This window comes from Serratia sp. HMSC15F11, assembly GCF_001808215.1.
GTDB lineage: Bacteria > Pseudomonadota > Gammaproteobacteria > Enterobacterales > Enterobacteriaceae > Serratia > Serratia nevei.
In genome coordinates this window covers 38,865-61,866 of the sequence record NZ_KV792512.1, presented here as the reverse complement: position 1 = coordinate 61,866, position 23,002 = coordinate 38,865, and the positions used below count along the sequence as shown (strand labels likewise).

20 protein-coding genes are annotated in these 23,002 nt (G+C 60.9%); 4 read left to right on the top strand and 16 right to left on the bottom strand.

The window, feature by feature from the left end:
• Window positions 1–232 precede the first annotated feature (232 nt).
• Window positions 233–1,543 carry an MFS family transporter gene (locus HMPREF3138_RS24815; protein WP_038872875.1) on the top strand — a complete coding sequence of 437 codons (1,311 nt, stop codon included), beginning with the start codon at window positions 233–235 and terminating at the stop codon, window positions 1,541–1,543.
• 36 nt (window positions 1,544–1,579) lie between these two features.
• Here HMPREF3138_RS24815 and pssA read toward each other — a convergent pair whose 3' ends face one another.
• The 4 genes from pssA to trxC all read right to left on the bottom strand — a co-directional run bounded on the left by pssA (window position 1,580) and on the right by trxC (window position 7,008).
• Window positions 1,580–2,935, bottom strand: coding sequence for a CDP-diacylglycerol--serine O-phosphatidyltransferase (pssA, locus tag HMPREF3138_RS24810; protein WP_038872872.1), 1,356 nt, complete (start codon window positions 2,933–2,935; stop codon window positions 1,580–1,582).
• A gap of 152 nt (window positions 2,936–3,087) precedes the next feature.
• Window positions 3,088–5,736, bottom strand: coding sequence for a bifunctional acetate--CoA ligase family protein/GNAT family N-acetyltransferase (locus tag HMPREF3138_RS24805; RefSeq protein WP_038872869.1), 2,649 nt, complete (start codon window positions 5,734–5,736; stop codon window positions 3,088–3,090).
• A 48-nt stretch (window positions 5,737–5,784) separates the two neighbouring features.
• On the bottom strand, window positions 5,785–6,474 hold the full coding sequence (locus HMPREF3138_RS24800) for a tRNA-uridine aminocarboxypropyltransferase (protein WP_038872866.1): 690 nt from the start codon (window positions 6,472–6,474) through the stop codon (window positions 5,785–5,787).
• 114 nt (window positions 6,475–6,588) lie between these two features.
• The gene (gene trxC / locus HMPREF3138_RS24795; protein ID WP_004928868.1) at window positions 6,589–7,008 is read right to left on the bottom strand and encodes a thioredoxin TrxC; all 420 of its coding nucleotides are present in this window, start codon (window positions 7,006–7,008) and stop codon (window positions 6,589–6,591) included.
• A 207-nt stretch (window positions 7,009–7,215) separates the two neighbouring features.
• Between trxC and HMPREF3138_RS24790 the strand changes: the two genes are divergently transcribed.
• Window positions 7,216–8,304, top strand: a complete 1,089-nt coding sequence (locus HMPREF3138_RS24790; RefSeq protein WP_038872863.1) for a tRNA/rRNA methyltransferase — start codon at window positions 7,216–7,218, stop codon at window positions 8,302–8,304.
• 60 nt (window positions 8,305–8,364) lie between these two features.
• Here the strand turns inward: HMPREF3138_RS24790 and emrB are convergent, their stop codons facing one another.
• The 7 genes from emrB to HMPREF3138_RS24755 form a co-directional block, all read right to left on the bottom strand.
• Window positions 8,365–9,903, bottom strand: a complete 1,539-nt coding sequence (gene emrB / locus HMPREF3138_RS24785; RefSeq protein WP_038872860.1) for a multidrug efflux MFS transporter permease subunit EmrB — start codon at window positions 9,901–9,903, stop codon at window positions 8,365–8,367.
• A gap of 17 nt (window positions 9,904–9,920) precedes the next feature.
• Window positions 9,921–11,093: a multidrug efflux MFS transporter periplasmic adaptor subunit EmrA gene (emrA, locus tag HMPREF3138_RS24780; protein ID WP_038872857.1), complete on the bottom strand. Its 1,173-nt coding sequence runs from the start codon at window positions 11,091–11,093 to the stop codon at window positions 9,921–9,923.
• A gap of 23 nt (window positions 11,094–11,116) precedes the next feature.
• Window positions 11,117–12,568: an efflux transporter outer membrane subunit gene (locus tag HMPREF3138_RS24775; protein ID WP_038872855.1), complete on the bottom strand. Its 1,452-nt coding sequence runs from the start codon at window positions 12,566–12,568 to the stop codon at window positions 11,117–11,119.
• A gap of 28 nt (window positions 12,569–12,596) precedes the next feature.
• The gene (mprA, locus tag HMPREF3138_RS24770) at window positions 12,597–13,115 is read right to left on the bottom strand and encodes a transcriptional repressor MprA (protein WP_025160249.1); all 519 of its coding nucleotides are present in this window, start codon (window positions 13,113–13,115) and stop codon (window positions 12,597–12,599) included.
• A gap of 162 nt (window positions 13,116–13,277) precedes the next feature.
• Complete coding sequence (gene ygaH, locus HMPREF3138_RS24765; protein WP_038872852.1) at window positions 13,278–13,625, bottom strand: L-valine transporter subunit YgaH; 348 nt, start codon at window positions 13,623–13,625, stop codon at window positions 13,278–13,280.
• Entirely contained in the window at window positions 13,615–14,361 is a 747-nt protein-coding gene (locus HMPREF3138_RS24760) for an AzlC family ABC transporter permease (RefSeq protein WP_038872849.1), read from the bottom strand. The genes ygaH and HMPREF3138_RS24760 overlap by 11 nt, the downstream gene beginning before the upstream one ends.
• 121 nt (window positions 14,362–14,482) lie before the next feature.
• Entirely contained in the window at window positions 14,483–15,682 is a 1,200-nt protein-coding gene (locus tag HMPREF3138_RS24755) for an MFS transporter (RefSeq protein ID WP_033632267.1), read from the bottom strand.
• A gap of 105 nt (window positions 15,683–15,787) precedes the next feature.
• Between HMPREF3138_RS24755 and HMPREF3138_RS24750 the strand changes: the two genes are divergently transcribed.
• Complete coding sequence (locus HMPREF3138_RS24750) at window positions 15,788–16,666, top strand: LysR family transcriptional regulator (protein ID WP_038872847.1); 879 nt, start codon at window positions 15,788–15,790, stop codon at window positions 16,664–16,666.
• A gap of 30 nt (window positions 16,667–16,696) precedes the next feature.
• On the opposite strand, the gene proX is transcribed toward HMPREF3138_RS24750, so the two are convergent.
• The 3 genes from proX to proV all read right to left on the bottom strand — a co-directional run bounded on the left by proX (window position 16,697) and on the right by proV (window position 20,070).
• The gene (gene proX, locus HMPREF3138_RS24745) at window positions 16,697–17,698 is read right to left on the bottom strand and encodes a glycine betaine/L-proline ABC transporter substrate-binding protein ProX (protein WP_038872844.1); all 1,002 of its coding nucleotides are present in this window, start codon (window positions 17,696–17,698) and stop codon (window positions 16,697–16,699) included.
• A gap of 70 nt (window positions 17,699–17,768) precedes the next feature.
• Entirely contained in the window at window positions 17,769–18,875 is a 1,107-nt protein-coding gene (proW, locus tag HMPREF3138_RS24740; protein ID WP_038872842.1) for a glycine betaine/L-proline ABC transporter permease ProW, read from the bottom strand.
• Window positions 18,868–20,070: a glycine betaine/L-proline ABC transporter ATP-binding protein ProV gene (gene proV, locus HMPREF3138_RS24735; protein ID WP_038872840.1), complete on the bottom strand. Its 1,203-nt coding sequence runs from the start codon at window positions 20,068–20,070 to the stop codon at window positions 18,868–18,870. The genes proW and proV overlap by 8 nt, the downstream gene beginning before the upstream one ends.
• 126 nt (window positions 20,071–20,196) lie before the next feature.
• Between proV and HMPREF3138_RS26585 the strand changes: the two genes are divergently transcribed.
• Window positions 20,197–20,460 carry a hypothetical protein gene (locus tag HMPREF3138_RS26585; RefSeq protein ID WP_134267924.1) on the top strand — a complete coding sequence of 88 codons (264 nt, stop codon included), beginning with the start codon at window positions 20,197–20,199 and terminating at the stop codon, window positions 20,458–20,460.
• Window positions 20,461–20,476: 16 nt separating this feature from the next.
• Here the strand turns inward: HMPREF3138_RS26585 and HMPREF3138_RS24730 are convergent, their stop codons facing one another.
• Both HMPREF3138_RS24730 and HMPREF3138_RS24725 read right to left on the bottom strand, forming a co-directional pair.
• Window positions 20,477–21,163, bottom strand: coding sequence for a response regulator (locus tag HMPREF3138_RS24730; protein ID WP_038872837.1), 687 nt, complete (start codon window positions 21,161–21,163; stop codon window positions 20,477–20,479).
• 34 nt (window positions 21,164–21,197) lie between these two features.
• The gene (locus HMPREF3138_RS24725; protein WP_038872834.1) at window positions 21,198–22,790 is read right to left on the bottom strand and encodes an ATP-binding protein; all 1,593 of its coding nucleotides are present in this window, start codon (window positions 22,788–22,790) and stop codon (window positions 21,198–21,200) included.
• Window positions 22,791–23,002 lie beyond the last annotated feature (212 nt).

The window sequence follows — 23,002 nt, the reverse complement described above, 5'->3', positions numbered from 1 at the left end:
TGACGTTCAGGGCTTTTTGCTATGCGTAAAATGGATAATCCCGGTTGTAACCCGCTTCATCTTTCATCTCACGATTCTATATTCATCACAAAACCAATCCATTTTTTGAATGAACTCCAGATATTCTTCGTCCGCTATTAAGTTTGGCTGTTAACTTATAAATAACAATAAAGTAACAACCAGAGCGGCAGGAAGCCGAACTTCATCATTGCTATGGCTCGGAGAAAACATCATGACAGAAACAACCTCGGTTCTTGAGGGGGATCGCGGCGTCGAACAGGGGGCGCTGGATAACAAAAAACGCATTTTCGCTATCGTTGGGGCTTCGTCAGGCAATCTGGTGGAGTGGTTTGATTTTTACGTTTACTCCTTCTGCTCAATCTACTTTGCCGCCTCATTTTTTCCGGCGGGCAACAGCACCACGCAGCTGCTGCAAACCGCCGGGGTATTCGCCGCCGGCTTCTTTATGCGACCTATCGGCGGCTGGCTGTTCGGCTATATTGCCGACAAACATGGTCGAAAAAACTCAATGCTGCTTTCGGTCTGCATGATGTGCGCCGGATCGCTGGTGATCGCCTGTCTGCCGACGTATGAGGCGATCGGCAGCTGGGCACCGGCGCTGCTGCTGCTTGCGCGCCTGTTCCAGGGGCTGTCTGTGGGCGGCGAGTATGGCACCAGCGCCACCTACATGAGCGAGGTGGCGATCAAGGGCCGCCGTGGCTTTTATGCCTCGTTCCAGTATGTCACGCTGATCGGCGGGCAACTGCTGGCGCTGCTGGTATTGGTGATCCTGCAGCAAATATTGTCCGGCGAAGAGCTGAAGGCCTGGGGATGGCGTATTCCGTTTGCCCTGGGGGCGGTGTTGGCGGTAGTGGCGCTGTACCTGCGCCGTTCGCTGAATGAAACCTCCGATGCGAAGACGCGTAACCATAAGGATGCCGGTTCGCTGACGGGGCTGTGGAAAAACCGCAAAGCGTTTCTGATGGTGCTGGGCTTTACCGCCGCCGGTTCGCTGACCTTCTACACCTTCACCACCTACATGCAGAAATATCTGGTGAACACCGCCGGTATGGACGCCAAGCTGGCCAGCGCCATCATGACCGTCGCGCTGTTCGTCTTTATGCTGCTGCAGCCGGTGGTCGGCGCGTTCTCGGATAAAATCGGCCGACGCAGCTCGATGCTGATCTTTTCGGCATTGGCCACGGTGTTGACGGTGCCAATCCTGCTTGCCCTGAAAGAGGTGACCAACCCCTTTATGGCGTTCGGCCTGATCGTGCTGGCGTTGTTCGTCGTCAGCTTCTACACCGCGATCAGCGGGCTGCTTAAAGCCGAGATGTTCCCGCCGGAGGTGCGTGCGTTAGGGGTAGGCTTGTCTTATGCGGTAGCGAATGCCATGTTCGGCGGCTCGGCGGAATATGTCGCGCTGTCGCTGAAATCGTTCGGCGTGGAGAACGCTTTCTTCTGGTACGTTTCCGGCATGTGCCTGCTGGCGTTGCTGGTCTCGCTCCGGCTGCATCGCAAAGGCAAGGAGATACAGCTGTAATAAAAACCCCGGCCTTGGCCGGGGTCAGAGTACATCTTACAGGATACGGCTAATCAGCCGATCGATGCGGATGCGCCGCAGACGGCGAATCAGCTTGCGCACCTTGATCGGGTACTGCTGAATGCTTTGTAGCTCCTGATAATGGCCGACCACGGTGGTGTGGGTGCGGATGCATTCCAGCTCTTTTTGCCGCTGCTCGCGCATTTCCTGCTTGGGATCGTGGATCAGAATGGCGTTTTCCAGATCCAGCCGCCAGGCGCGCGGGTTGAGGTTATTGCCGGTGAGCAGCTGCCACTCTTCGTCTACCCACATGCCTTTCAGGTGATAGCTGTTATCGCCATCTTTCCACAGGCGCACGATCAGCTGGCCGGTGTCGACGTAACGCTGCAAGCGGCTCAGGAAGCGGCGCAGGTTGATCTCGTACAGGTAGGGCAGCGCGCCGATGATTTTGAACGGCTGGTCTTCCGGAATATAGAAGTCGTTGGCGGTTTTGTCGCCGACGATGATCTCCACCTGTTTGCCCTGGCGCAGCAGATAAATGATGTTGCGCACCAGCAGCGCCGGCAGGTTGAAATAGGGGGTACACAGCGTCAGTTTCTGGTCGGCGCACGACATCAGGTGATGAATGGTTTTATTCAGCACGCTTTGCTTGCCAAGCCCAACCAGCGGCGTCACCGCCAGCTCATCGTTACCGGCTTTACCGCGGAAGTGGTAACCGGCGCGGCGCAGGGCGAAACGGAACAAACGGGTCTCGTTTTTGATCTCCGGGCTTTTCGGCCGATCGCTGCGATCGAGGCGCTGTACGGCGCCGGCGGTGAGCAGATGCTGCTTGATGTAATCGATCAGGGTATCGGCCAACGCCTCGTTGGTAATCAGCTGGTAGCGATCGTAACGGTATTTCTCATGCTGATGCAGATAGACGTCATTGATGCTGGCGCCGCTGTAGATCACGGTATCATCGACCACGAAGCCCTTCAGGTGCAGTACGCCCAGCGCTTCGCGGGTATTGACCGGCACGCCGTAGATAGGCACCGATTGCTCTGGATGTTGGCTGGCCATGGCGCAGTACCAGTCGGCGTTGGTATTGGCGGCGGCGGCGCCGATGCGCCCGCGCTGTGCGCGGTGCCAGTCGACCAGCACGTAGATTTCCAGCTCGGGCCGCTGCTGCTTGGCTTGATACAGCGCGTTGAGGATCTCGCGCCCGGCGTCGTCATGCTCCAGATACAGGGCCACCAGATAGATACGTTGGGTGGCGTTGGCGATGGCGTCCAGCAGCGTGGTGCGAAAGTCGGACGGCGCGTACAGCGTACGAACATCAGCAACCGTCTGGGGGAGTTTGGGCAGTTGTGCAAGGTGTTGTTGATGTTTGCTACGTTTAAATTTTGACAACATCACAGTGCGTTTCTTCTCTCATGATTGATGGCCGGAACGCCACAGGCTTAAAAACAATAAACCGAATAATCGGGCGATAATACCATTAGTTGCCTCGATTGTGCGTATGTTTTGGCGTTAAGTGGTGGATTCGTAGCGCATTGCGACGCAGGTCACTGCGCGTCGGCGGCCTGCAGCGGCAGCGTCAGATTGACGATGCCGTCCTCAAGCTGCACCTCGATGCCAAAGCCCAGCCGCTGCGCCAGTGCGATCATGCCGCGGTTATTCGGCATGGTGATGCCGCTCAGACGAGTCAGGCCATGAGCGCGCGCATAGGCGATCATTTTCTCCAGCAGCTGACGGCCTAGGCCCACGCCTTTCAGATCGGAACGCACCAGCACGGCGAATTCGGCGTCGGTGTTGTCCGGATCGGACAGCGCGCGGGTCACGCCGATGATCTCGTCTGCGCGCACCGCCACAAAGGCCATTTCACGATCGTAGTCGATCTGCGTCATGTTGGCCAAATCGTCATGGGTAAACTCGTTGATCTCGCTGAAGTAGCGATAATAGAGATCTTCCTTGGTCACTCTATCGATGAAATGCTTCAGCGCCGGCTCGTCTTCCGGCAGGATTGGGCGGAACAGGCATTGGCTGCCGTCTTTCAGCGCGATGGTCTCTTCCAGCTCATGCGGATAAGGGCGGATCGCCAGTCGCGCCTGCGGATCGCCGCTGAACGGCGCGAGCTGCATCGAAACGTCCAGCAGGGTGAACTCGCTGCCGGAGGCCAGCACCGGGTGAATATCCAGCCGGGCGATCTCCGGGCAGTCGAGGATCAGGTTGGATACCTGAACCAGCAGGCGGCTCAGCCCAGGGATATCCAAAGGCCGCAGCGCGCTGCGCCCGCGGATCTTGCCGCCTTTCACCGCCTGCAGCACCAGATAACGCGCCAGCGCCATGTTCAGCGGCGGCAGCGCGACCGCCACCTGATTTTCCTGGCGCCACTCTACGCCGCCTTCGCCCAGCATGATCAGCGGGCCGAAAATCGCATCCTGCTCTACCGCGATGCGCAGCTCCTGGGCGCCTGCGCGGTTGGCCATGCTCTGCACCAACAGGCCATGGATGCGTGCCTGGGGGTAGGTGCGCTTCACGCGATCGAGGATCGCCTCCGCCGCGCGCTGCACTTCGGTCGCGGTGCGCAGGTAGAGCATGACGCCCTGAACTTCCGATTTGTGCGGGATATCCGGCGAACGCAGCTTCAGCGCCACCGGGTAGCCGATCTGTTCGGCAATGTGTACCGCTTCGGCGCTGTCCTCGGCAATCCAGGTCGGCAGGGTGCTCAGATCGTAGGCCTGCAGGATGGATTGCACCTCGTGGGTATCCAACTGGGTGGCGCCTTCGGCCAGCGCCTGATGGATAAGGCGGTGGGCGTCGGCGGTGTTGGCGGTGAGGCCGACCGGCAGCGCCGGCGTCTCTTTCAACTGCTTCTGGTTGCGGCGATATTCCACCATATGCATAAAGGCGGTCACCGCGCCTTCCGGCGTGCGGTAGGTGGGAATGGCGGCCTCGGTAAATAACCGGCGCGCCTCTTGCGAAGAGTATTCGCCGCACCAGTTGGTCAGCAGCGTGATGCGTTTGCCGCGCGCATGGCGATGCAGCGCGTCGATCAGCCGCTGCGCCGTGGCGGTGCCGGGCGCAGCCGCGCTCGGCGCGTGGATTAACAGCAGCGCGTCATAGTCGTGGCTATCGAGCAGCGCTTCGATTGCCGCCAGGAAGCGCTGCGGCGTGGCATCGTCGCGCAGGTCGAGCGGGTTGCCGGCGCGGATGAAATCCGGCAGCGCGTCGCTCAATGTCGCCAGGCTCTCATCGCTCAGCGTGGCCAGCTTGCCGTTGCGTCCGAGCAGTTCGTCCAGCGCCATCGCCGCCGGCGCCGCCCCGTTGCTGACGATCATCAGCCGCTCGCCGCGCAGCGGATGCATATGGCTGAGGGTTTCCACCGCCGAGAACAGCTCATGGGTATCCTGCACGCGCAGCAGGCCGGCGCGCTGGATGGCGGCGTCATAGGCGGCATCCAGCCCCAGCTGGCTGTTGAGCAGCAGCTGCGCCCGTTGGCTGCGGCCGCTTTTGATCACCAGAATGGGCTTGTTGCGCGAGGCGCTGCGCGAGGCGGAGAGAAAGCGCCGCGCGTCGCTGATGTTTTCCAGATACAGCAAAATGGCGCTGGTCTTGCTGTCGCGCGCCAAAAAGTCGAGCAGGTCGTCGACGTCGATGTCCAGGCTGTCGCCCAGCGCGATAAAGTAAGAGAAACCGACTTCGCGCTGCTGTGCCCAGTCGAGAATGGTGTTGGCCACGGCGGCGGACTGCGAAATAAACGCCAGCTTGCCCTTTTGGATCGGCACCGGCGAGAAGCTGGCGTTGATGCCCTGCCACGGCGCCAGCAGCCCCAGGCTGTTGGGGCCCAATAGCCGCATGGCGTAGCGCTGCGCGCAGGCCTTCAGCTCGGCAAACTGTTCCGGCGGCGAAGAGAGTACGATGGCGGTTTTACAGCCGCGTTGGCCCAGCGCTTCAATCAGCGCCAGATTGCGTTTGGCGTGGGTGCAGATGATCGCCAGATCCGGCGTCAGCGGCAGGCTGGCGACGTCGGGGTAGGCCATGACGCCGCATACCGCCTTGTAGCGCGGCGTGACCGGCAAGATGGGCCCGCCGAATCCGCCGGCCAGCAGGTTGCTCATCATCAGGTTGCCGGCGCGGCCGGGCTGCTGCGAAGCGCCCAGCACGGCGATCGATTTGGGACGTAGTAGCGCTTCTAACCCTCGCTGGCTCATGCACGGCTCCTTTTGGCGACGTTACGCCTGATTTTAGGCGCTTTCTGGCTACATTGCTGTGACCGGTGCCTCCGGCCGGGTCGGTTTTCCCGCCAGATACTGTTGACGGAAATAGCGGAAATGCTGATTCAATCCGTCGGCGGCCGGCAGATCGCCCGCCTGTTGCAGCAGGGCGGCGGCCACTTCCGCCGTGCAGTGTTGCTCGGCGCGGCTGGCTTCGCGCAGCTGGTAGTCCGATGCCGCGTCGACGTTGAGGGAAAACACCGGGAATTGATTGAGGTACGGGCTTTTACGGAACATTTTGCGCGCTTCCGCCCAGGTGCCGTCCAGCATAATGAACAGCGGCGGTTTGCCGCCGGCGGGCAGCTGGCTGAACACCGGCCGTTCGGCGTCGGCGTAGGAAGCGGGGAACACCACATAAGGCTGCCGCAACGGATCGTTGATGGCCGCCAGCAGGGCCGGATCGATCTCGGTGCGCGACCAGAGGAACGCCTGGGTGTCCGGCAGGATATCGGCGATCAGGCGGCCGGTGTTGCTGGGCTTGAGCGGCTCGGCGCCGAACATGATCAGGCAGAAACGGCTGCCGGCCTGCTGCGGACGAATGGTGTCGCACAGGCAGTTTTTATGCGGCAGCAGGCAACCCTGACAACGCGCCACCCGGCAACCGCGCGCCAGAAAAGGGCGGGTGGCGCGGTCTAAACGGAATTGGCGCAGGCGAAGTACGGCGTTGTCGGTCATAACGATCCTGGGGAAAAACCGCTATTGTAACGCAGAAAAAAGCCCGCCGGGAGGGGCGGGCTCGATCGGGGCGCGTTCGCGCGCGATGGCGGGATACGGCCTATACTTGCCGAATCACACTAACTCGTTGAGCCAGTTGTCAAACGGCGCTTTTGGCATCGCGCCGTTGAGCATGTCGACCATCTTGCCCTGACGGAACACCATGATGGTTGGGATGCTGCGGATGCGGAAACGGGCGCTCAGCTCCGGCTCGGCTTCGGTGTTCACTTTCACGAAGCGCACTTTGCCGGCGCGCTCTTCGGCCACGTCTTCAAAGATCGGCGCAAAGCTGCGGCACGGGCCGCACCACGGCGCCCAGAAATCGACCACGACCGGCAGATCGTCCTGCAGCAGCTGGTCCAGCGTGGCGGCGGTGGCGTTGATCACTTCACCGTCGAAGAGCTCATGGCCGCAGCGGCCGCATTTCGCGTTGTCCGCCAGACGTTCTTCCGGCACGCGGTTGGTGGCATTGCAAGCTGCACAAACTGTATTCATGTTGACCTCGGGTACAGAGAAAGCATGGTCCCCGCAACGCGGTTGCGGAGATGTTTCTTTAATGCTGACAATTATCGGCAAAACCCGGCGCATGAACAATGAGGTTTGTTCAATGGATGTGATAGTTGGGAGCTTTTAGCGCAAGTTGGTGGCTTCGTGCACCAACATCAGGTAATCTTCGCGCCCTGCGCGTTGGTGGAGAAGACAATGAACGATTCATTTAGTGGCAAGAACGGTAAGGTCAAAGTGATGTACGTCCGCAGTGACGACGACAACGGCGACGACCGCAACAAGAATAAACGTCCGGCCGGCAAAGGCCGTCCGGCTGACGGTGCGCGCTCCGGCCGCACCGGTCAAGACAAGGCGCGCGGCGGCAACGATCGCCGCGGTGCCGACTCCCGCCGCAGTGAAAGCGATCGTCCTCGCCGTCCGGCGCGCACTGAAGATCGCGGTGGCAACGAGTCGCCGTGGAGAACCGTCTCGCGCGCGCCGAATGAAGAGCCGGCGTTCGATCACGGCGGTATCAGCGGCAAAAGCTTTATCGATCCGGAGCAGCTGCGCCGCCAGCGCGCGGAAGAAACCCGCGTTTACGGTGAAAACGCCTGTCAGGCGCTGTTCGCCAGCCGTCCGGAAGCGATCGTGCGCGCCTGGTTCGTGCAGTCGGTCACCCCGCGTTTCCGCGAAGCGCTGCGCTGGATGGCGGCTAACCGCAAGGCTTACCACGTGGTGGATGAGGAAGAGCTGGCCAAGGCTTCCGGCACCGAGCACCACGGCGGCGTCTGCTTCCTGATCAAAAAGCGTCAGGGCCTGGATGCGCAGACCTACCTGAAAAGCGCACCGGCGACCGACTGCGTGCTGGCGCTGGAAGAAGTGGGTAATCCGCATAACCTGGGCGCCATCGTCCGTTCTTGCGCTCACTTCGGCGTCAACGGCGTGCTGCTGCAGGATCCGGCGCTGCTGGAATCCGGTGCGGCGGTGCGTACCGCAGAGGGCGGCGCTGAGCATATCAAGGCGATCAACGCCGACGATTTCCTGTCGGTGCTGGACACCTTCCGCAAGGCGGGTTACACCATCGTTACCACCTCCAGCCACAAAGGCACCGCGCTGGCGCAGGCCAAGCTGCCGGCCAAGATGGTGCTGGTGCTGGGCCAGGAACGTGACGGTCTGAGCGACAGCGCCTGGCAGCAGGGCGACATGAACGTGTCTATCGGCGGCACCGGCAAGGTGGAAAGCCTGAACGTTTCCGTGGCGACCGGCATTCTGCTGGCGGACTGGTGGCGTCAGAATCAGGCGTAATCTGTTCTACGTCGGATAAAAAAACGGGCGCCGCAGGGCGCCCGTTTCGTTTATTGAAGCTTAGTGAGCGCCGCCGCCCCCACCGCCGCCGGAGCTGAACGGCGGTTTCGCCACCCACACCAGCACCAGCAGCACCAGGAATACCCCGGCCGACAGCCAGAAGATCTCGTTGGCGGAGATGATCAGGCCCTGCGCGGTGATCTCGTTGGCGATATACGCCGACGCCTGTTGTTTGCTCATGCCGAGCTGCTCCAACTGCCGGTACATCTCCTGCGACTGCGGGTTGTACGGGTTGACGAACTCCGTCAGCTGCGAATGGTGTTGCGATTCGCGCTGCGTCCACAGGGTGGTGGTGATCGAGGTACCGATCGACCCCGCCAGCGTTCGCGTGAAGTTCGACAGGCTCGACGCCGCCGCCATGCGTTCCGGCGGCAGGCCGGACAGCGTGATGGTGGTCAACGGCATGAAGAAGCAGGCGATGGCGAAGCCCTGGACAAACTGCGGCCAGGCGGAAGCGCCGAAGTCCATGCCCGGTTCAAACGTATAGGCACGCCAGTAGAAGCACACGGCATACATGATGAAGCTGAAGGTGACCAGCCGGCGCATGTCGAGCCGGTTGCCGAACTTGCCGATGATCGGCGACAGCAGCACCGGGATCAGCCCAACCGGCGCCGACGCCAGCCCCGCCCAGGTGGCGGTATAGCCGTACACCTCTTGCAGCAGCTGCGGCAACAGCACGATGGCGCCGAAGTACAGCATGTAGGCGAGGCTGATACACAGGCAGCCGATGGTGAAGTTGCGCGACTTGAACAGCGACAGATCCACCACCGGATGGTCGTCCGTCAGCTCCCACACCACCAGGAACAGCAGCGCCACCACCGCGACGACGGTGAGCGTGATGATCTCGGTCGAGTTGAACCAGTCCAGCTCCTTGCCCTGATCGAGCATGATCTGCAGCGAACCGATGCCGACGATCAGCAATACCAGGCCGACGGTGTCGATCGGTTTGATCTCGGTTTTGGTTTCTCGCCCCTTCAACGTCGCCATCGCCGCCACGATCACGAAGACGCCGATCGGGATGTTGATGAAGAAGATCCAGCCCCAATGGTAGTTGTCGCTGATGTAGCCGCCGAGGATCGGCCCAAAGATCGGCGCGACGATAACGGTCATCGACCAGAGCGCCAGGGCCATCGCTCGCTTGGCGGGCGGATAGTTGTTCAGCAACAGGCTCTGCGACAGCGGGATCAGCGGCCCGGCCACCACGCCCTGGATCACGCGGAAGAAGATCAGCATGCCGAGGCTGTTGGAGATGCCGCACAGCCAGGAGGCGAGGGCGAACAGCGCGGTGGACCAAAGGAACAGCCGCACTTCGCCGAAGCGCTTCGCCAGCCAGCCGGTGATCGGAATCGAGATGGCGTTCGCCACGCCGAACGAGGTGATCACCCAGGTGCCCTGCGAGTTGGAAGACCCGAGGTTACCGGAAATGGTGGGGATCGCCACGTTGGCGATGGTGGAGTCCAGCACCTGCATGAAGGTCGCCATGGCGAGCGCGACCGTCATCCAGGCAAGCTGGGCGCCTTCAAGCGGTTTCTGTGGCAAGATGGCCTCCCGCGCGCTTAGCCGGCGTTCGCATGGATCACGTCGGCGATCAGCTGGTTAACCGGTGCCAGATTCAACGCCAGCGCGTCGCTCTGGTACAGCGGTTTGTCGCGCACCACGTCGGCCAGCACGCGGCCGTCCAGGTTGGCGGTGTCGACGGTCACCAGCGTAGAAAGACCGATGCGCAGCGGATGATCGGCCACCTGCTTGGCGTCGAGCTCAATACGCACCGGCAGACGTTGCACCACTTTGAGCCAGTTGCCGGTGGCGTTTTGCGCCGGCAGCAGGGAGAAGGCGCTACCGGTGCCCATGTCGATACCGGCCACTTTGCCTTGATACACCACGTCGTCGCCGTAGACGTCGCTGACCACCGTCGCCGGCTGGCCGATACGCATGTTGGCGATCTGGGTTTCCTTGAAGTTGGCGTCGACCCAAATGTGATCGGCCGGCACCACCGCCATCAGCGGCGAACCGGCGGCGATCTGCGCGCCGACCTGCACGCTGCGGCGCGAGACATAGCCGGTGATCGGGCTGATCACTTTGGTACGCTGCAGCGCCAGCCAGGCATCGCGCATCTGCGCGGCGGCCTGTTGGATCGCCGGCTGCTGTTCCAGCGGGGTGTTCAGTACCATCGCCTGATTGGCGTTGTATTGCTGCACCGCCACTTCCAGCGCGGCCTTGGCGCTGTCGACCGCATCGCGAGCGTGTTGCAGCTCTTCGCGGCCGATGGCGTCAACGCTGCCCAGCACCACGCGGCGCTTCAGATCGTTCTCGGCCTTGCTCAGATCGGTCTTGCGCAGGGCGATGTTGGCCTGATATTGCTTGCTGTTGATGATCAACTGGTGGGTCTGACGCACGCTGTTGGCCAGGCCGGTCTTGGCGCGTTCAAACGCCTGCTCGGCATCGGTCGGATCGAGCGTCAGCAGCACGTCGCCCTGCTTGACGTAGTCGGTGTTGTCGAAATTGACGCTGTTCACGCTGCCGGACACCTGGGCCATGATCTGCACCTGGTTGCCGGAGACGTAGGCGTCGTCGGTTTCCTGGTGATGACGCAGCACCAGGAACCAATACACTAAGTAAGCCACCCCTATAACAATGAAAATAACCGTCAGCAACAGCAGCCAAAATTTACGCTGCTTCTTTTTGCCGTTCGGCTGCTGCGGGTTTTGGATTTCCGCGCTTGCGCTCATGGTGTTCTCCAAGCCTTATATTATTATGCTTTCGAATCCGCTGCGGCCGGGGCCTGATAGCCACCGCCCAGCGCGCGGATCAGTCCTATCTTCGCCTGCAGTAAATTGCTGCTGGCATTCAACTCCGCCTGTTGCTGCTGCAATAGCTGCGTCTGGCTGGTCAACAGATCGTCGCGCCCGATAATCCCTGCCTGGTAACGGGCGTTGGCGACCTGATACACCTGTTGCATCGACTGGGCCGCGGACGCCGCCTGCAGCTGCTGTTGCGCAGAGCTCTGCTGGATGGTGATGGCGTCGGCGGTTTCCTGTACCGCATTCAGGATGGTTTGGTTGTAGGATTCCACCGCTTCGTCATACAGCGCGGATTCCTCGCCCAGCTTGCTGCGCAGCGCCCCGGCGTGGAAGATCGGCAGTGAAATCGCCGGCATCACGTTCCAGGCCTGGCTGGCCGCTTCAAACAGATTCGGGCTGGTGCCACTGGTATTGGTGGTCATCAGGCCGGCGAAGGCTGAAATGGTCAGGCTGGGGTAAAACTCTTTACGCGCGGCGCTGACGCGCTGGCTGTAAGACTCCACCAGCTGACGTTGCGCGGCGATGTCCGGGCGTTTGCCCAGCAGATCCGCCGTCAGCTCGCCCTGCGGCGCCATCAGATTGTCTGCGGGCAACGGCACCTGACGCAGGTGCTGCATGGCGTTCGGCCCCTGGCCGGCCAGCGCAGCGAGCTGGTGTCTGAGCTGCTCGATCTGCGATTGCAGCTGCAGGATCTGCTGCTTGGCGACGTCGGACTGCGCCTGGGTTTGTTGCGGCACGTCGACGCCGGTCAGGCCGGCCTGATAGCGCTGTTGGCGCAGCGCGGTCAGGCGCTCATTGTTGTTCACTTCCTGCTGCAGCAGCTTTTCGAGTGCCAAATTGCTCTGCAGCAGATAGTAGGCGGACGCCACCGAACTGGTCAGCGTCAGCGCCGCCTGTTCCTGCTCGGCGCGCGCGGCGTTGACCTGCGCCTTGGCGGCGTTCACCTGATTGCGGTATTTGCCCCACCAGTCGAACTCGTACGCCAGGTTCAGCCCCAGCGAATTGGAGCTTTCGTAGATCGGCTTATGCGGATACCCCAGCCCCATATTGACGTTTTGCGGCACGCGCTGGCGTTGGGTGCTGGCGTTCAGATCCAGGTTCGGCCCGTTGGCGGCGCTGGCTTCACCCACCACGCTCTGCGCTTCGCGCACGCGGGCGGCGGCCTGCCGCAGGGTCGGCGAGCTTTGCAGCGTCTGCGTCATCAAGGCGTCCAGCTGCGGATCCTTGAGGGCGCGCCACCACTGCGGGCTGACGGCCAGCGAACTGACTTTCGGCTGAGCCAACTGCAGGCTCTGCGGATCCATCAGCGTGGATTGCGGGGCAATATTATCGGTCGAAGCACACCCGACCAGCAGCAACACGGCGAACAGCGGGGTGAATCTCCAGTTAAATGGGGATCGCATAAGTAGGTACCTGAACAGAAATTGTGAATTAGGATAACTGTTCTGTGATTTCCATTTGATCCAGACGTGCCAGCAATTTGCGCGTCAGCTGTTCCAGCTGTTTTTGCTCATCGTCGGTCAGCGTGGACCACAGGAAATGCAGACATTGGTGCTGCGGCGGCAGCAGTTGACTGAGAAATTCTTCCCCCTGCGGCGTCAGATGCAGATGCAGGCAGCGGCGATCGTTGTCGCTTTCCCGGCGCTCGATCCAGCCGCGTTTCTCAAGCTCGTCGGCGATGCGGGTCGCATTGGTGCGCGAGGAGCCTAAGGCAGAGCTTAGCTCAGAAGGTTGGATGCTGTGGCTTTCCTGCGCATCCAGGGTGATCAGCGCCATAAACAGTGTTTCGTTAATCCCCTGCGCCTTCAGCATCTTATTGCGGTTTTCCAGCAGCTTGCCTTGCATGTGCATACACAGGCGGGTCAGCAGGATTTCCTGATAAGGGAAATCTTTCTGCCGGGTGGCGCGGAAATTCAGCATTTGTTCTATGGGGGCAAACGAGCTTTCCATAATTTAGGGCCTCATTAATTTCGTTCGAGATAGTAACGACGGTGACAAATAATGTAAATGTTCAGCCGTGCGGATAATTTAGCAATTCGTGTCATTTGTCAGTGTTTGTAAAGATGTGGCGCATGAAAACGCCAAAGTGAAGCCAAACGATCGGGAGCGGCGTCAGCCCAGACCGAAAAGCATTAACAGCTTTAATGTGACGCCAAAGGTCGTCGCGCCGAGCAGCGTCGACAGAATGATGCTTTTGCTGCGGTAGAAGCACAACGCCAGCGCGGCGAACCCCACCAACGTCGGCAGCAGCTTGGCCGGCTCGCGCATGACGACCGGCGTGCTGGAGACCACCAGCAGGGCGCAGATCGAGGCGATGCCGATGCTGTCGAGCAACAGGGCGGCTTTACCGCGCTTGAGGCCGGGCTGGGCGCGCGCCGGCGCCAGCCGCAGCGGCAGATAACGGAACAGGTAATTGGCGCAGCCCACCACCAGGCCGATCACCAGCACATCAGTGTTCATGGTTGGCCTCCGCAGGGGCGGGCTGGAACAGGGCGGCGACGCAGCCGGCGCCGATGCCGGCCAAAATGGCGACCGGGATGGAGAACAGCACCACGCCGAGCAGCGCGCCGGCCAATGCGGCAGCAATGGTCAGGCTCTGCGGGCGCCGGAAGGCGGCCAGCAGGAAACTGAGAAACAGCGCCGGTAGCATGAAGGCCAGCGAGGCTTCGATCACCGGGAACTGCTCCAGCGGGCCGTTGCCGAACAGCGCGCCGAGCGCGGTGCCGGCCACCCAGGAAAGCCAGGAACAGAGCGCGATGCCCAGCATCCAGTTTTCGCTCCAGCTGCGGTTATTGCGCATCAGCCTGGCGGTAGCGGCGGCGAAGACCTCATCGGTCAGGCCAAAGGCCCACATCGCCGTTTTACCGGGCGACATGCGCGAGACGATGCGGTGGCGCAGCGCCGGGCCGTACAGCAGGTGGCGCACATCCATCGCCATCACCGTCAACGCGGAGACCCACAGCGACATCCCGGCGCTCAGCAGGGCGGTGATCACGAACTGGCTGGCGCCGGCGTAGATGATGCAGGAGAAAAAAATGCTTTCCAGCGGGGAAAAGCCCAGTTTGACGGCGCTGAGGCCGAAGGCGAACGCCACCGGGACATACCCGATGACGATCGGCAAACTGTCGACGACGCCGTTGGCGAAGGTGGCGCTGACGGCGGGCGGATTGAGGCTGTCTGCAGCTTGGCTTTGCATGGTTGTGGGTCGCAGGGTAGATAGGACTTCAATAGTTTATGTCCAGAACATTACCAGAGAGTAAGTAATGTTTATACCCTGCACCGCTAATAAATTTCTTAAGTGACTATTTGCACGATAATCAGATTGTCGCCGGCCCCTGCGGATCGTGGTGCTTGCCGAGCCACCAGGTCAGCAGGTTGAGCAGGCATAACACCCCGCCGGCGGCGGCCACGCCGTACCAGCCGGCATGCTGATAGGCCGAGGCGGAGAGCAGTGAGCCGAGGGCGCCGCCGATAAAGTAGCTGGTCATGTAGCCGGCGGTCAGGCGGTTGCGCGCGTCCGGCATGATGCGGTACATCACGCTCTGGTTGGTGACGTGTACCGCCTGCACCGCCAGATCGAGGATCAGGATGCCGGCGATCAGCGCCCACAGCGATTGTTTGGCGAACGCGATAGGTATCCAGGACAGCAGCAGCAGCACCAGGCCGACGGTGGTGGTCAATCCGGCTTTGCCCTTGTCTGCCAGATGCCCGGCACGTGAAGCGGCCAGCGCCCCGGCGGCGCCCACCAGGCCGAACAGCCCGATCACCCCTTCGGAATAGTTGAACGGCGGCGCGGCGAGCAGAAAGGCCATGGAGGTCCAGAGCACGCTGAAGTTGGCGAACGACAGGGCGCCGAGGATGGCGCGGGTGCGCAGCAGCGGCGTGCGGCAGAACAGGCTGAAGATCGAGGCCAGCAGCTGCGGATAGTTCAGCCCGGAGTGTTGCTTATAGCGCGGCAGCGCGCGCCACAGGATCAGCGCCATCAGGATCATCAGCACGCTGGCGACCCAGTAGATGGTGCGCCAGCCGCCGAACGACGCCAGCGCGCCCGCGACGGTGCGCGCCAGCAGGATGCCGAGCAGCAGGCCGCTCATGATGATGCCGACGGTCTTGCCGCGCTTTTCCGGGTGGGCCAGCGTGGCGGCCAGCGGCACCAGGATCTGCGCTACCACCGAGAACAGCCCGGTAAGCGCGGTGCCGAGGATCATCATCGGTAGCGTGGCGGAGGTGGCGGTGATCAGCATGCCCCCGGCGGCCAGCAGCGTCATGAACACGATCAGCCCGCGGCGCTCGAACATATCGCCGAGCGGCACCAGCAGCAGCAGCCCGGTGGCGTAACCGAGCTGCGCGGCGGTAACGATAAAGCCGGCCTGATTGACCGACAGGTTGAAACCGGTGGCGATGGTTTCCAGCAGCGGCTGCGCGTAATAGTTGCTGGCGACCGCCAGACCGGTAGCGATGGCGATCAGCACGGTCAGCGCCGGGCTGAGGCCCGGGTGGGCGTTTTGTTGGCTCATGGTTTTTTCATCACGGGAAGAAGATGGCGCGCAGTATCCGGCAACGCACGCCGGGAAACCAATGTATAATTTTCATTTTATTTATCTCATTTCAAGATAGATGCCATGAACCTGAAACAGATCCGCTATGCGCTGGCGGTGGCGGAAGAGCTGAACTTTACCCGGGCGGCGCAGCGCTGCCATACGGTGCAGTCGGCGCTGAGCCACCAGATCGCCAAACTGGAAGAAGAGCTGGGCTGTACGCTGTTTGAACGCACTTCGCGTCGGGTACGGTTGACCCCCGCCGGCCAGGCTTTCGTGGCCCCTGCGCAGCGCCTGCTGGCGGCGCAGCAGGCGCTGGTGGAGGAGGTGACGGCGGCCGACGGCGCGGTGTCCGGCACCCTGACCATCGGCACCATTTCAACGATAAACGTGATGGCTCTGACCGAAAGGCTCGACAAGTTTCACCGCCACTATCCGGCGGTGAATATCCGCCTGTACGTCGGCATGAGCGAAGCGCTGCTGGAGGACGTACGCCAGCAAAAATGCGATATGGCGTTCGTCGGCATCTGGCCGGGCGATGCCGATCTGCTGCCGATGTCGCACCGGCAGTTGGCCGATGAGCCGCTGGTGGCGCTGGTGGCGCCGCAGCATCCGCTGGCCGGCCGCGAGCGGGTGAACCTGCAGGCGCTCGCGGAAGTGCCGCTGGTGGATTTCTACAGCGGCACCGGCGCGCGGCGCCAAACCGATCGCGCCTTTCAGGCGGCGGGCATCCGTCGGCACGTCAGTTTTGAAATCGATCATATCGAATGGCTGGAGAATTTGGTGCGGCGCGGGCTGGCGGCGGGCATCGTACCGATCTCGACCGCGCAACGCTTGAGCGCGCTGGTGTCGATTCCGATTGAAGACGGGCCGCGGCGCCAGGTGTATTGCATTTGGCCGCAGCCCATGTCGACTATCGCCGAGCGCTTTTTGCATTTCAGCGGCATCGATATGGCGGGGTAGGGGCGCGGCACTGGCGGCGCCCCTGAACGGTTACGGCTTCGCCGCTTCGGCGGCGGTTTTCACCCAGCCGTCGAAGGTGGCCTGGTGCGCCTTGATCCAGCCGTTGACGTGGTTCTGGATGTCGGCTTCCGAAGCCTGGCCTTCATGCATGCGCAGGTTTTGCGCGTTGATGTCGGCGATCGGCAGCTTCATGATGGCGAACAGCTTGGCGGCCGCCGGATTGGCTTCGGCCCACTGCTTGTTGGCGGCGATGCGCATGGTGTTGACCGGGAATCCGTAGTTGGCGCCGTTAGGCAGCGTGGTGTCGACGTTCTTCTGCTCGCCCGGCAGGGAGGAGAATGGCACCTGCAGCCAGACCACGTCGCGCCCCGGCACCATCACATCGCTGACCCAGTACGGCGTCCAGGTGTAATACAGCACCGGTTTGCCCTCTTTGTAGCGGGTGATGGTGTCGGCGATCATCGCCGCGTAGTTGCCCTGATTGTGTTCGACGGTATTGCTCAGGCCGTAGGCCTTGATGTGGTGGTTAATCACCGCTTCGCAGCCCCAGCCCGGAGTGCAGCCGGTCAGATCGGCCTTGCCGTCGCCGTTGGTGTCGAACAGCTTGGCGATCTTGGGATCTTTCAGCTGCTCGACGTTGGTGATGTGGTACTGCTCGGCGGTTTTCTTGTCGATCAGGTAGCCCTGCGCGGCGCCGTTGACGTAGACGCCTTCGCGGTAGAACTTGGCGTCGCCGCCGGCGGCCTTGTACTGATCGGCGTGCAGCGGATCCCAGTTGACCGCGATAAAGGTCGCGTCGCCGGAGGCGATCGAGGTGTAGGCGACGTTGTAATCCACTTCACGCGGTTCCTTCACGTCGTAACCCAATTTTTCCAGCGCCTTGCTGACCAGCAGCGTCTGGAACGTCTCTTCGGAAATGGTGCTTTGCACCGGCTGTACCGCGATCCCCTTGCCGGGTAAATCTGCCGCGCTCACGCTCTGTGAGCCAATCAGCGTCGTCAGGGCGAGAGCCCAGATGCCCATAGTGCGCATAGTGTTTCCCCTTTTTTCGATGTGGTGGTGTCATAGCCCGCCGGGGCCGCAGCCGCCGGCGGGAAAAGCGTCAGGCTTGTTTGATGAACGGGCGAGTCAGCAGCCCGATGGGGCCGCGGCGATACCAGCGGCCGATGCCTTTGCTGCGGCGATCGCGCCCCAGCGATTGGGTGAGGCGATCGAGAATGATCGCCAGGATCACGATGCCGACGCCGCCGACGGCGGCCAGGCCCATGTCCAGCCGGCCGATGCCGCGCAGCACCATCTGGCCCAAGCCGCCGACGGCGATCATCGAGGCAATGACGACCATCGACAGCGCCAACATCAGCGTCTGGTTAACGCCGGCCATGATGGTCGGCATCGCCAGCGGCAGCTGCACCTTGAACAGCAGCTGACGCGGGCTGGCGCCGAAGGATTCGGCGGCCTCGATCAGATCCTCCGGCACCTGCTTGATGCCCAGAATGGTCAGGCGCACGATCGGCGGCAGCGCGAAGATGATGGTCACCACCACGCCCGGCACGTTGCCGATGCCGAACAGCATGACGATCGGCACCAGATAGACGAAGGCCGGGGTGGTCTGCATGGCGTCGAGCAGCGGTCTAATCACCTTGGCGGCATGCTTGCTGCGTGCCAGCCAGATGCCGAGCGGCAGGCCGATAAGAATGCAGAAGAACAGCGCGGTCAGCACCAGCGCCAGCGTGACCATCGCCTGCGACCAGGCACCGATGGCGCCGATGGCGACCAGGGAGAGCAGCGTGGCGGCGCCCATGCCGAGCCCCGAGACCTGCCAGGCGAGCAGCGAGAACACCAAAATGGCGATCGGCGCCGGCATGCCCAGCAGCAATTGCTGGAAGCCGCTCAGGATCATGTCCACCGGCACGCGGATACCCTGGAACAGCGGGCGGAAGTGCAGCACCAGCCAGTCGATGCCTTGCGTAACCCAGGCATCGAACGGCACCCAGGCTTTGTGGAACGGATCGAGCAGGCTGAAGTGCTCCGGCTGCGCCGGGGCGCCGCTGAGCCAATCGGCGCCTGACGCGGCGGCGTCATGGGCGGCCGGCGGCGGCGCGCTGGACCAGGCGTCGCCGGCGTTGGCGGTGGCATCGTTTGCGGGTGCGGCGCCGGCATCGACCGGTGCGGTAGCCCAGGGATCTTGGGTTTGCGTGGTATCACTCATTGGCGGAGCCCTCCTTGTCCAACGCCTGCAGCAGCATGGCCTTGGAGATGATGCCGAGATAGTTATGTTCTTCGCACACCACCGGCACCGCGCACGGCGCCTGGGCGACCAGGGAGATCAGATCGCTGAGCGGCGTGTCGGCCGGCACGGCGGCGGGGGCCTCGAGCAGGGCATCGTCCAGCGTTTGATTGGCGGACAGCGCCTTTTTCAGCGACTCTATCGACACTACGCCGATAAATTTCTTCCCGCGTTCAACAACATAACCATAGTCCCGGTCCTCATCGCGCAGCAGCTGCAGCGCCGAACGGGGGCCAAAACCGGGGGTTTTGCGGATCAGCGTCACCGGGCGCCGTTGGGCGATATCCTTGGCGCTGAACACATGACTGATGTCCACGCCGCGGAAGAAGGTGCGTACATAGTCGTTGGCCGGGTTATTCAGGATCTCGTCCGGCGTACCGACCTGGATCACCTCACCGCCCTGCATGATGGCGATGCGATCGCCGATGCGCATCGCTTCGTCCAGATCGTGGGAAATAAACACGATGGTGCGTTGATGCTGGGCCTGTAATTTCACCAGCTCATCCTGCATTTCGGTACGAATTAACGGATCGAGCGCCGAGAAGGCCTCGTCCATCAATAATATATCCGGGTTATTGGCCAGGGCGCGGGCTAATCCCACGCGCTGGCGCATACCGCCGGATAATTCATCCGGATAAGACAGCGCATAATTCTCCAGCCCGACCTGACGCAGGGCGTCCAGCGCTTTTTCCTGGCGCTCCTGCAGCGGTATGCCGGCTAATTCCATACCGAAGGCGGTATTATTCAGGACATTCATGTGCGGCATCAGCGCGAATGACTGAAATACCATGCTGATCTTATTTCGCCGCACGGTACGCAGCGCGGTGTCGGATATTTTGGCGATGTCCTCACCGTCGATCAGCACCTGACCGCGGGTGGGTTCTATCAGACGATTGAGAAGGCGTACCAGGGTGGACTTGCCGGAACCGGAGAGCCCCATGATGACAAATATCTCGCCTTCTTCAATGGCCAGAGTGGCGTCTTTTACGCCGAGCGATAAGCCGGTTTTTTCAAACAGCCGATCTTTTGTCAGACCTTTATCCAGCAGTTTGAATGCGCGTTCCGGGTGTTCGCCAAATATCTTATACAGGTTCTTTACTTCGAGTTTAATTGCCATGCAATTTGCTGTTTCCTCTGGTTTAATTAAAACGACATGAGCTGTCCTTAGCAAAATAAAAGAGCTTTTTACCCTAACACAGTGAATATCTGAGACAACCCTGAATGTCGTTTAAATGGGGTATTAGTGGTTTACATCAAGGTTTTAATTAGTTATGGTAATTTGGCCCGTGACTCAAAATTGACGGCCGTTATTCGCCATAATGGATTGGTTTTGGGGGAAATAACGCGGCGTGAAGCAGGAGGATATTTCGCTTCTGCGCTTGCCGTTTGGATAATAAAAAACCCGACCAGAGGTCGGGCAAAAGTCATCAGTATTTCATCAGTTTTAACGACAGGTGCCGATATCGAGGGGGATATCGTCGGGCGCTATGTTACCGCCGTAATATGACAGCCAGATGGCAGCCTCAGGCCTTGCGATACAGCCGCCGCGGGTGGCCGATATTGCCGTACAGCATCTCCACCCGCACGAACTGGGTGGCGACGCAATATTCCAGATAACGGCGAGCGGTGGTTTTGCTGATGCCGACCTGTTCGACCACGTCTTCCACCGCATGCGCCACCGCCGGCTGGGCGATAAACAGCGCCTGCACCAGCTCCAGCGTGTTGGTTTCTATGCCTTTGGCGCTCGGCTCGCTGGAGAACTGCTTCGACTGCAGGTTGTACAGCGCATCGACATTGTCCTGATCGATGATTTTGAAGGTGCGCTGGGTCTGCACGAACTGCATGAAGCGCTCGAGCGAGTTGCGCAGCCGCTTGTAGGATACCGGCTTGATGATGTAGTCGAAGGCGCCGTTGCGGATCGCCTGGCTGCAGGTATGCATGTCGCTGGCGGCGGTGATGAAGATCACCGAGCAGGCGGGGTTCTTCACCGCCGGTTCTTCCATCAGCTCGATGCCCTGGCCGTCCAGCAGAAAGTTATCCAGCAGGATCAGCCGCGGCTGATGCGCATTGGCTTTGGCCCGCGCTTCGGCCAGCGTGGCGGCGTAAGCCACCACCCGCAGGTTGAAATTTTTCTCGATGAACTCCGCGTGCAGCGTCGCCAGTTGCGGCTCGTCTTCCACGATCAGAACGTCCAGTGTTTGGTGTGACATAATCGGGTGCTCAAAAAAAATCGGGTTATGGGTTTTATTTAGGGATAAATATAGAGAATATCGCGCCGTGCGGCTCGTTGTCCGACACTTCTATGCTGCCGTGCGCCTGCGCCACGTGGCTGGCGACCAGATGCAGGCCGATGCCGTGGTCGCTTTTATCCGCTTTGGTGGTCACGCCCTGTTCAAACAGCGTATCACGAATCTCCTCGGCGATGCCGGTGCCGCGATCCGCCACCTCGATCACCAGCTCGTCGCTGCCGTCGCTGATATAAAGCTCGATCGCTTCGTGCGGGGCCGGGCAGTGCAGCGTCGCCTCCACGGCATTATCCAACAGGTTACCGACGATCGACATCAGTTCGGTCTCATTCAGCGCCGCCGGGATCTGCCGCAGCTGGCAGGCCGGATCGAAGCGCAGCTCAATGCCTTTTTCTCTGGCGCTGGAGTATTTGCCCAGCAGCAGGCCGCACAGCGCCGCCGAGCTGAAGCGCTGCGAGATGAAATCGAGGATTTCCTGTGCGCCCTCCGACTGGGCCTCCACGTAGCGGATAGCCTCGTCGTAGCGCTGCATATGCAGCAGCCCGGCCAGCGTCGCGGTCCAGTTCAGCTGCTCGTGGCGCATGATGCGCAGGTTGTCGGCATAGCGTTTCACCTGGCTGAGCTGGCTGCTCAGGGTATTGATATCGTTCTTGTCGCGGAAACTGATCACCCAGCCTTGCAGTTCCTGTTCCTGCATGATGCGCACCCGGCTGGCGATCACCCGCACGTGGTTAAAGCGGCACACCTCGTCATGCGTATCCTGGCCCAGCTGCGCGGCGGCGAAGAAGTTCGGCTGCGCCTGGATCACGTCGCCGATCGGCCGGCCCAGCAAGCCGGCGGCGGGCTGGTGCAGATCCAGCAGCTCGCGCGCCGCATGGTTGATGGTGATGATCCGCATCTGCGGATCGATGGCGATCACCCCTTCATAGATGGCTTCCAGCAGCGCTTTTTGCTGGCGAACCAGCAGCGCGATCTCTTTCGGCTCCAGCCAGAACATCTGGCGCTTGAGGTTTTTCGACAGCAGCCAGGAAAAGACGAACAGGGCGATCAGCAGCAGGACGATGGAGCCGATAATTTGCGTCAACGTCCTGGCATTTAAATTATCGATATGCGATTTCAAATAGCCGACGGAAACGATGCCGATCACGCGATTATTTTCATCCACGATCGGCGCCTTGCTGCGCAATGAAACGCCAATGCCGCCCTTGCGAATGGAAATAATACTTTTTCCTTCCAGCACCTCTTTATTATCGCCGCCGATCATCGGCGTGCCCAGGCGGCCTTCATATTCGGAATGATAAAGGTGGCGGGCATGATTATCGCCGATGACGATATAACTGGCGTCGCTGCTGGCGCGGATTTTTTTCATCAGCGCGGCGATCCGGACGGCGTCGTTGTTCTCCACTGCGTCGACCAGCGAAGGAATGAGGGCGATTTCCCGCGCCTGTACCTGGGCGCGGGCGCCGAGATCGCGGTGCAGCTGCGCATCCAGCTGGTAATAGGTATAGGCGCCGATACAGGTCAGCAGCAGGCAGGAGAAGGCCACCAGGCACAGAAACAGCTTGATTTGAAATGAGAGTTTGAGGCGCATGGCGGTGCTTCACCGTAAAGAGATCCTGAAGCCTTACCCTATCACGAGAAGCGGGGTCTGTAATATTGCGCCCGATCAACTTGTGATCCCTCACACGGGATTAGAGTGAACCGGACGAGAATTGTTCGTCTGCGATAAAGTTGATAAGCTTTAAAATAAAAGCGGTATTAACACCATTAAAACCACGCCGGTTTTTACATAATCTTAATTAA

What these genes read in the sequence shown, in the direction of transcription:
- HMPREF3138_RS24805 (WP_038872869.1), bottom strand. Translation starts at nt 5,736, where the DNA reads ATGAGCCAGCGAGGGTTAGAAGCGCTACTACGTCCCAAATCGATCGCC.
- mprA (WP_025160249.1), bottom strand. Translation starts at nt 13,115, where the DNA reads ATGGAAAGCTCGTTTGCCCCCATAGAACAAATGCTGAATTTCCGCGCC.
- ygaH (WP_038872852.1), bottom strand. Translation starts at nt 13,625, where the DNA reads ATGAACACTGATGTGCTGGTGATCGGCCTGGTGGTGGGCTGCGCCAAT.
- HMPREF3138_RS24750 (WP_038872847.1), top strand. Translation starts at nt 15,788, where the DNA reads ATGAACCTGAAACAGATCCGCTATGCGCTGGCGGTGGCGGAAGAGCTG.
- HMPREF3138_RS24775 (WP_038872855.1), bottom strand. Translation starts at nt 12,568, where the DNA reads ATGCGATCCCCATTTAACTGGAGATTCACCCCGCTGTTCGCCGTGTTG.
- emrA (WP_038872857.1), bottom strand. Translation starts at nt 11,093, where the DNA reads ATGAGCGCAAGCGCGGAAATCCAAAACCCGCAGCAGCCGAACGGCAAA.
- HMPREF3138_RS24790 (WP_038872863.1), top strand. Translation starts at nt 7,216, where the DNA reads ATGAACGATTCATTTAGTGGCAAGAACGGTAAGGTCAAAGTGATGTAC.
- HMPREF3138_RS24730 (WP_038872837.1), bottom strand. Translation starts at nt 21,163, where the DNA reads ATGTCACACCAAACACTGGACGTTCTGATCGTGGAAGACGAGCCGCAA.
- proW (WP_038872842.1), bottom strand. Translation starts at nt 18,875, where the DNA reads ATGAGTGATACCACGCAAACCCAAGATCCCTGGGCTACCGCACCGGTC.
- HMPREF3138_RS24755 (WP_033632267.1), bottom strand. Translation starts at nt 15,682, where the DNA reads ATGAGCCAACAAAACGCCCACCCGGGCCTCAGCCCGGCGCTGACCGTG.
- pssA (WP_038872872.1), bottom strand. Translation starts at nt 2,935, where the DNA reads ATGTTGTCAAAATTTAAACGTAGCAAACATCAACAACACCTTGCACAA.
- proX (WP_038872844.1), bottom strand. Translation starts at nt 17,698, where the DNA reads ATGCGCACTATGGGCATCTGGGCTCTCGCCCTGACGACGCTGATTGGC.
- HMPREF3138_RS24815 (WP_038872875.1), top strand. Translation starts at nt 233, where the DNA reads ATGACAGAAACAACCTCGGTTCTTGAGGGGGATCGCGGCGTCGAACAG.
- trxC (WP_004928868.1), bottom strand. Translation starts at nt 7,008, where the DNA reads ATGAATACAGTTTGTGCAGCTTGCAATGCCACCAACCGCGTGCCGGAA.
- HMPREF3138_RS24760 (WP_038872849.1), bottom strand. Translation starts at nt 14,361, where the DNA reads ATGCAAAGCCAAGCTGCAGACAGCCTCAATCCGCCCGCCGTCAGCGCC.
- HMPREF3138_RS24800 (WP_038872866.1), bottom strand. Translation starts at nt 6,474, where the DNA reads ATGACCGACAACGCCGTACTTCGCCTGCGCCAATTCCGTTTAGACCGC.
- proV (WP_038872840.1), bottom strand. Translation starts at nt 20,070, where the DNA reads ATGGCAATTAAACTCGAAGTAAAGAACCTGTATAAGATATTTGGCGAA.
- HMPREF3138_RS24725 (WP_038872834.1), bottom strand. Translation starts at nt 22,790, where the DNA reads ATGCGCCTCAAACTCTCATTTCAAATCAAGCTGTTTCTGTGCCTGGTG.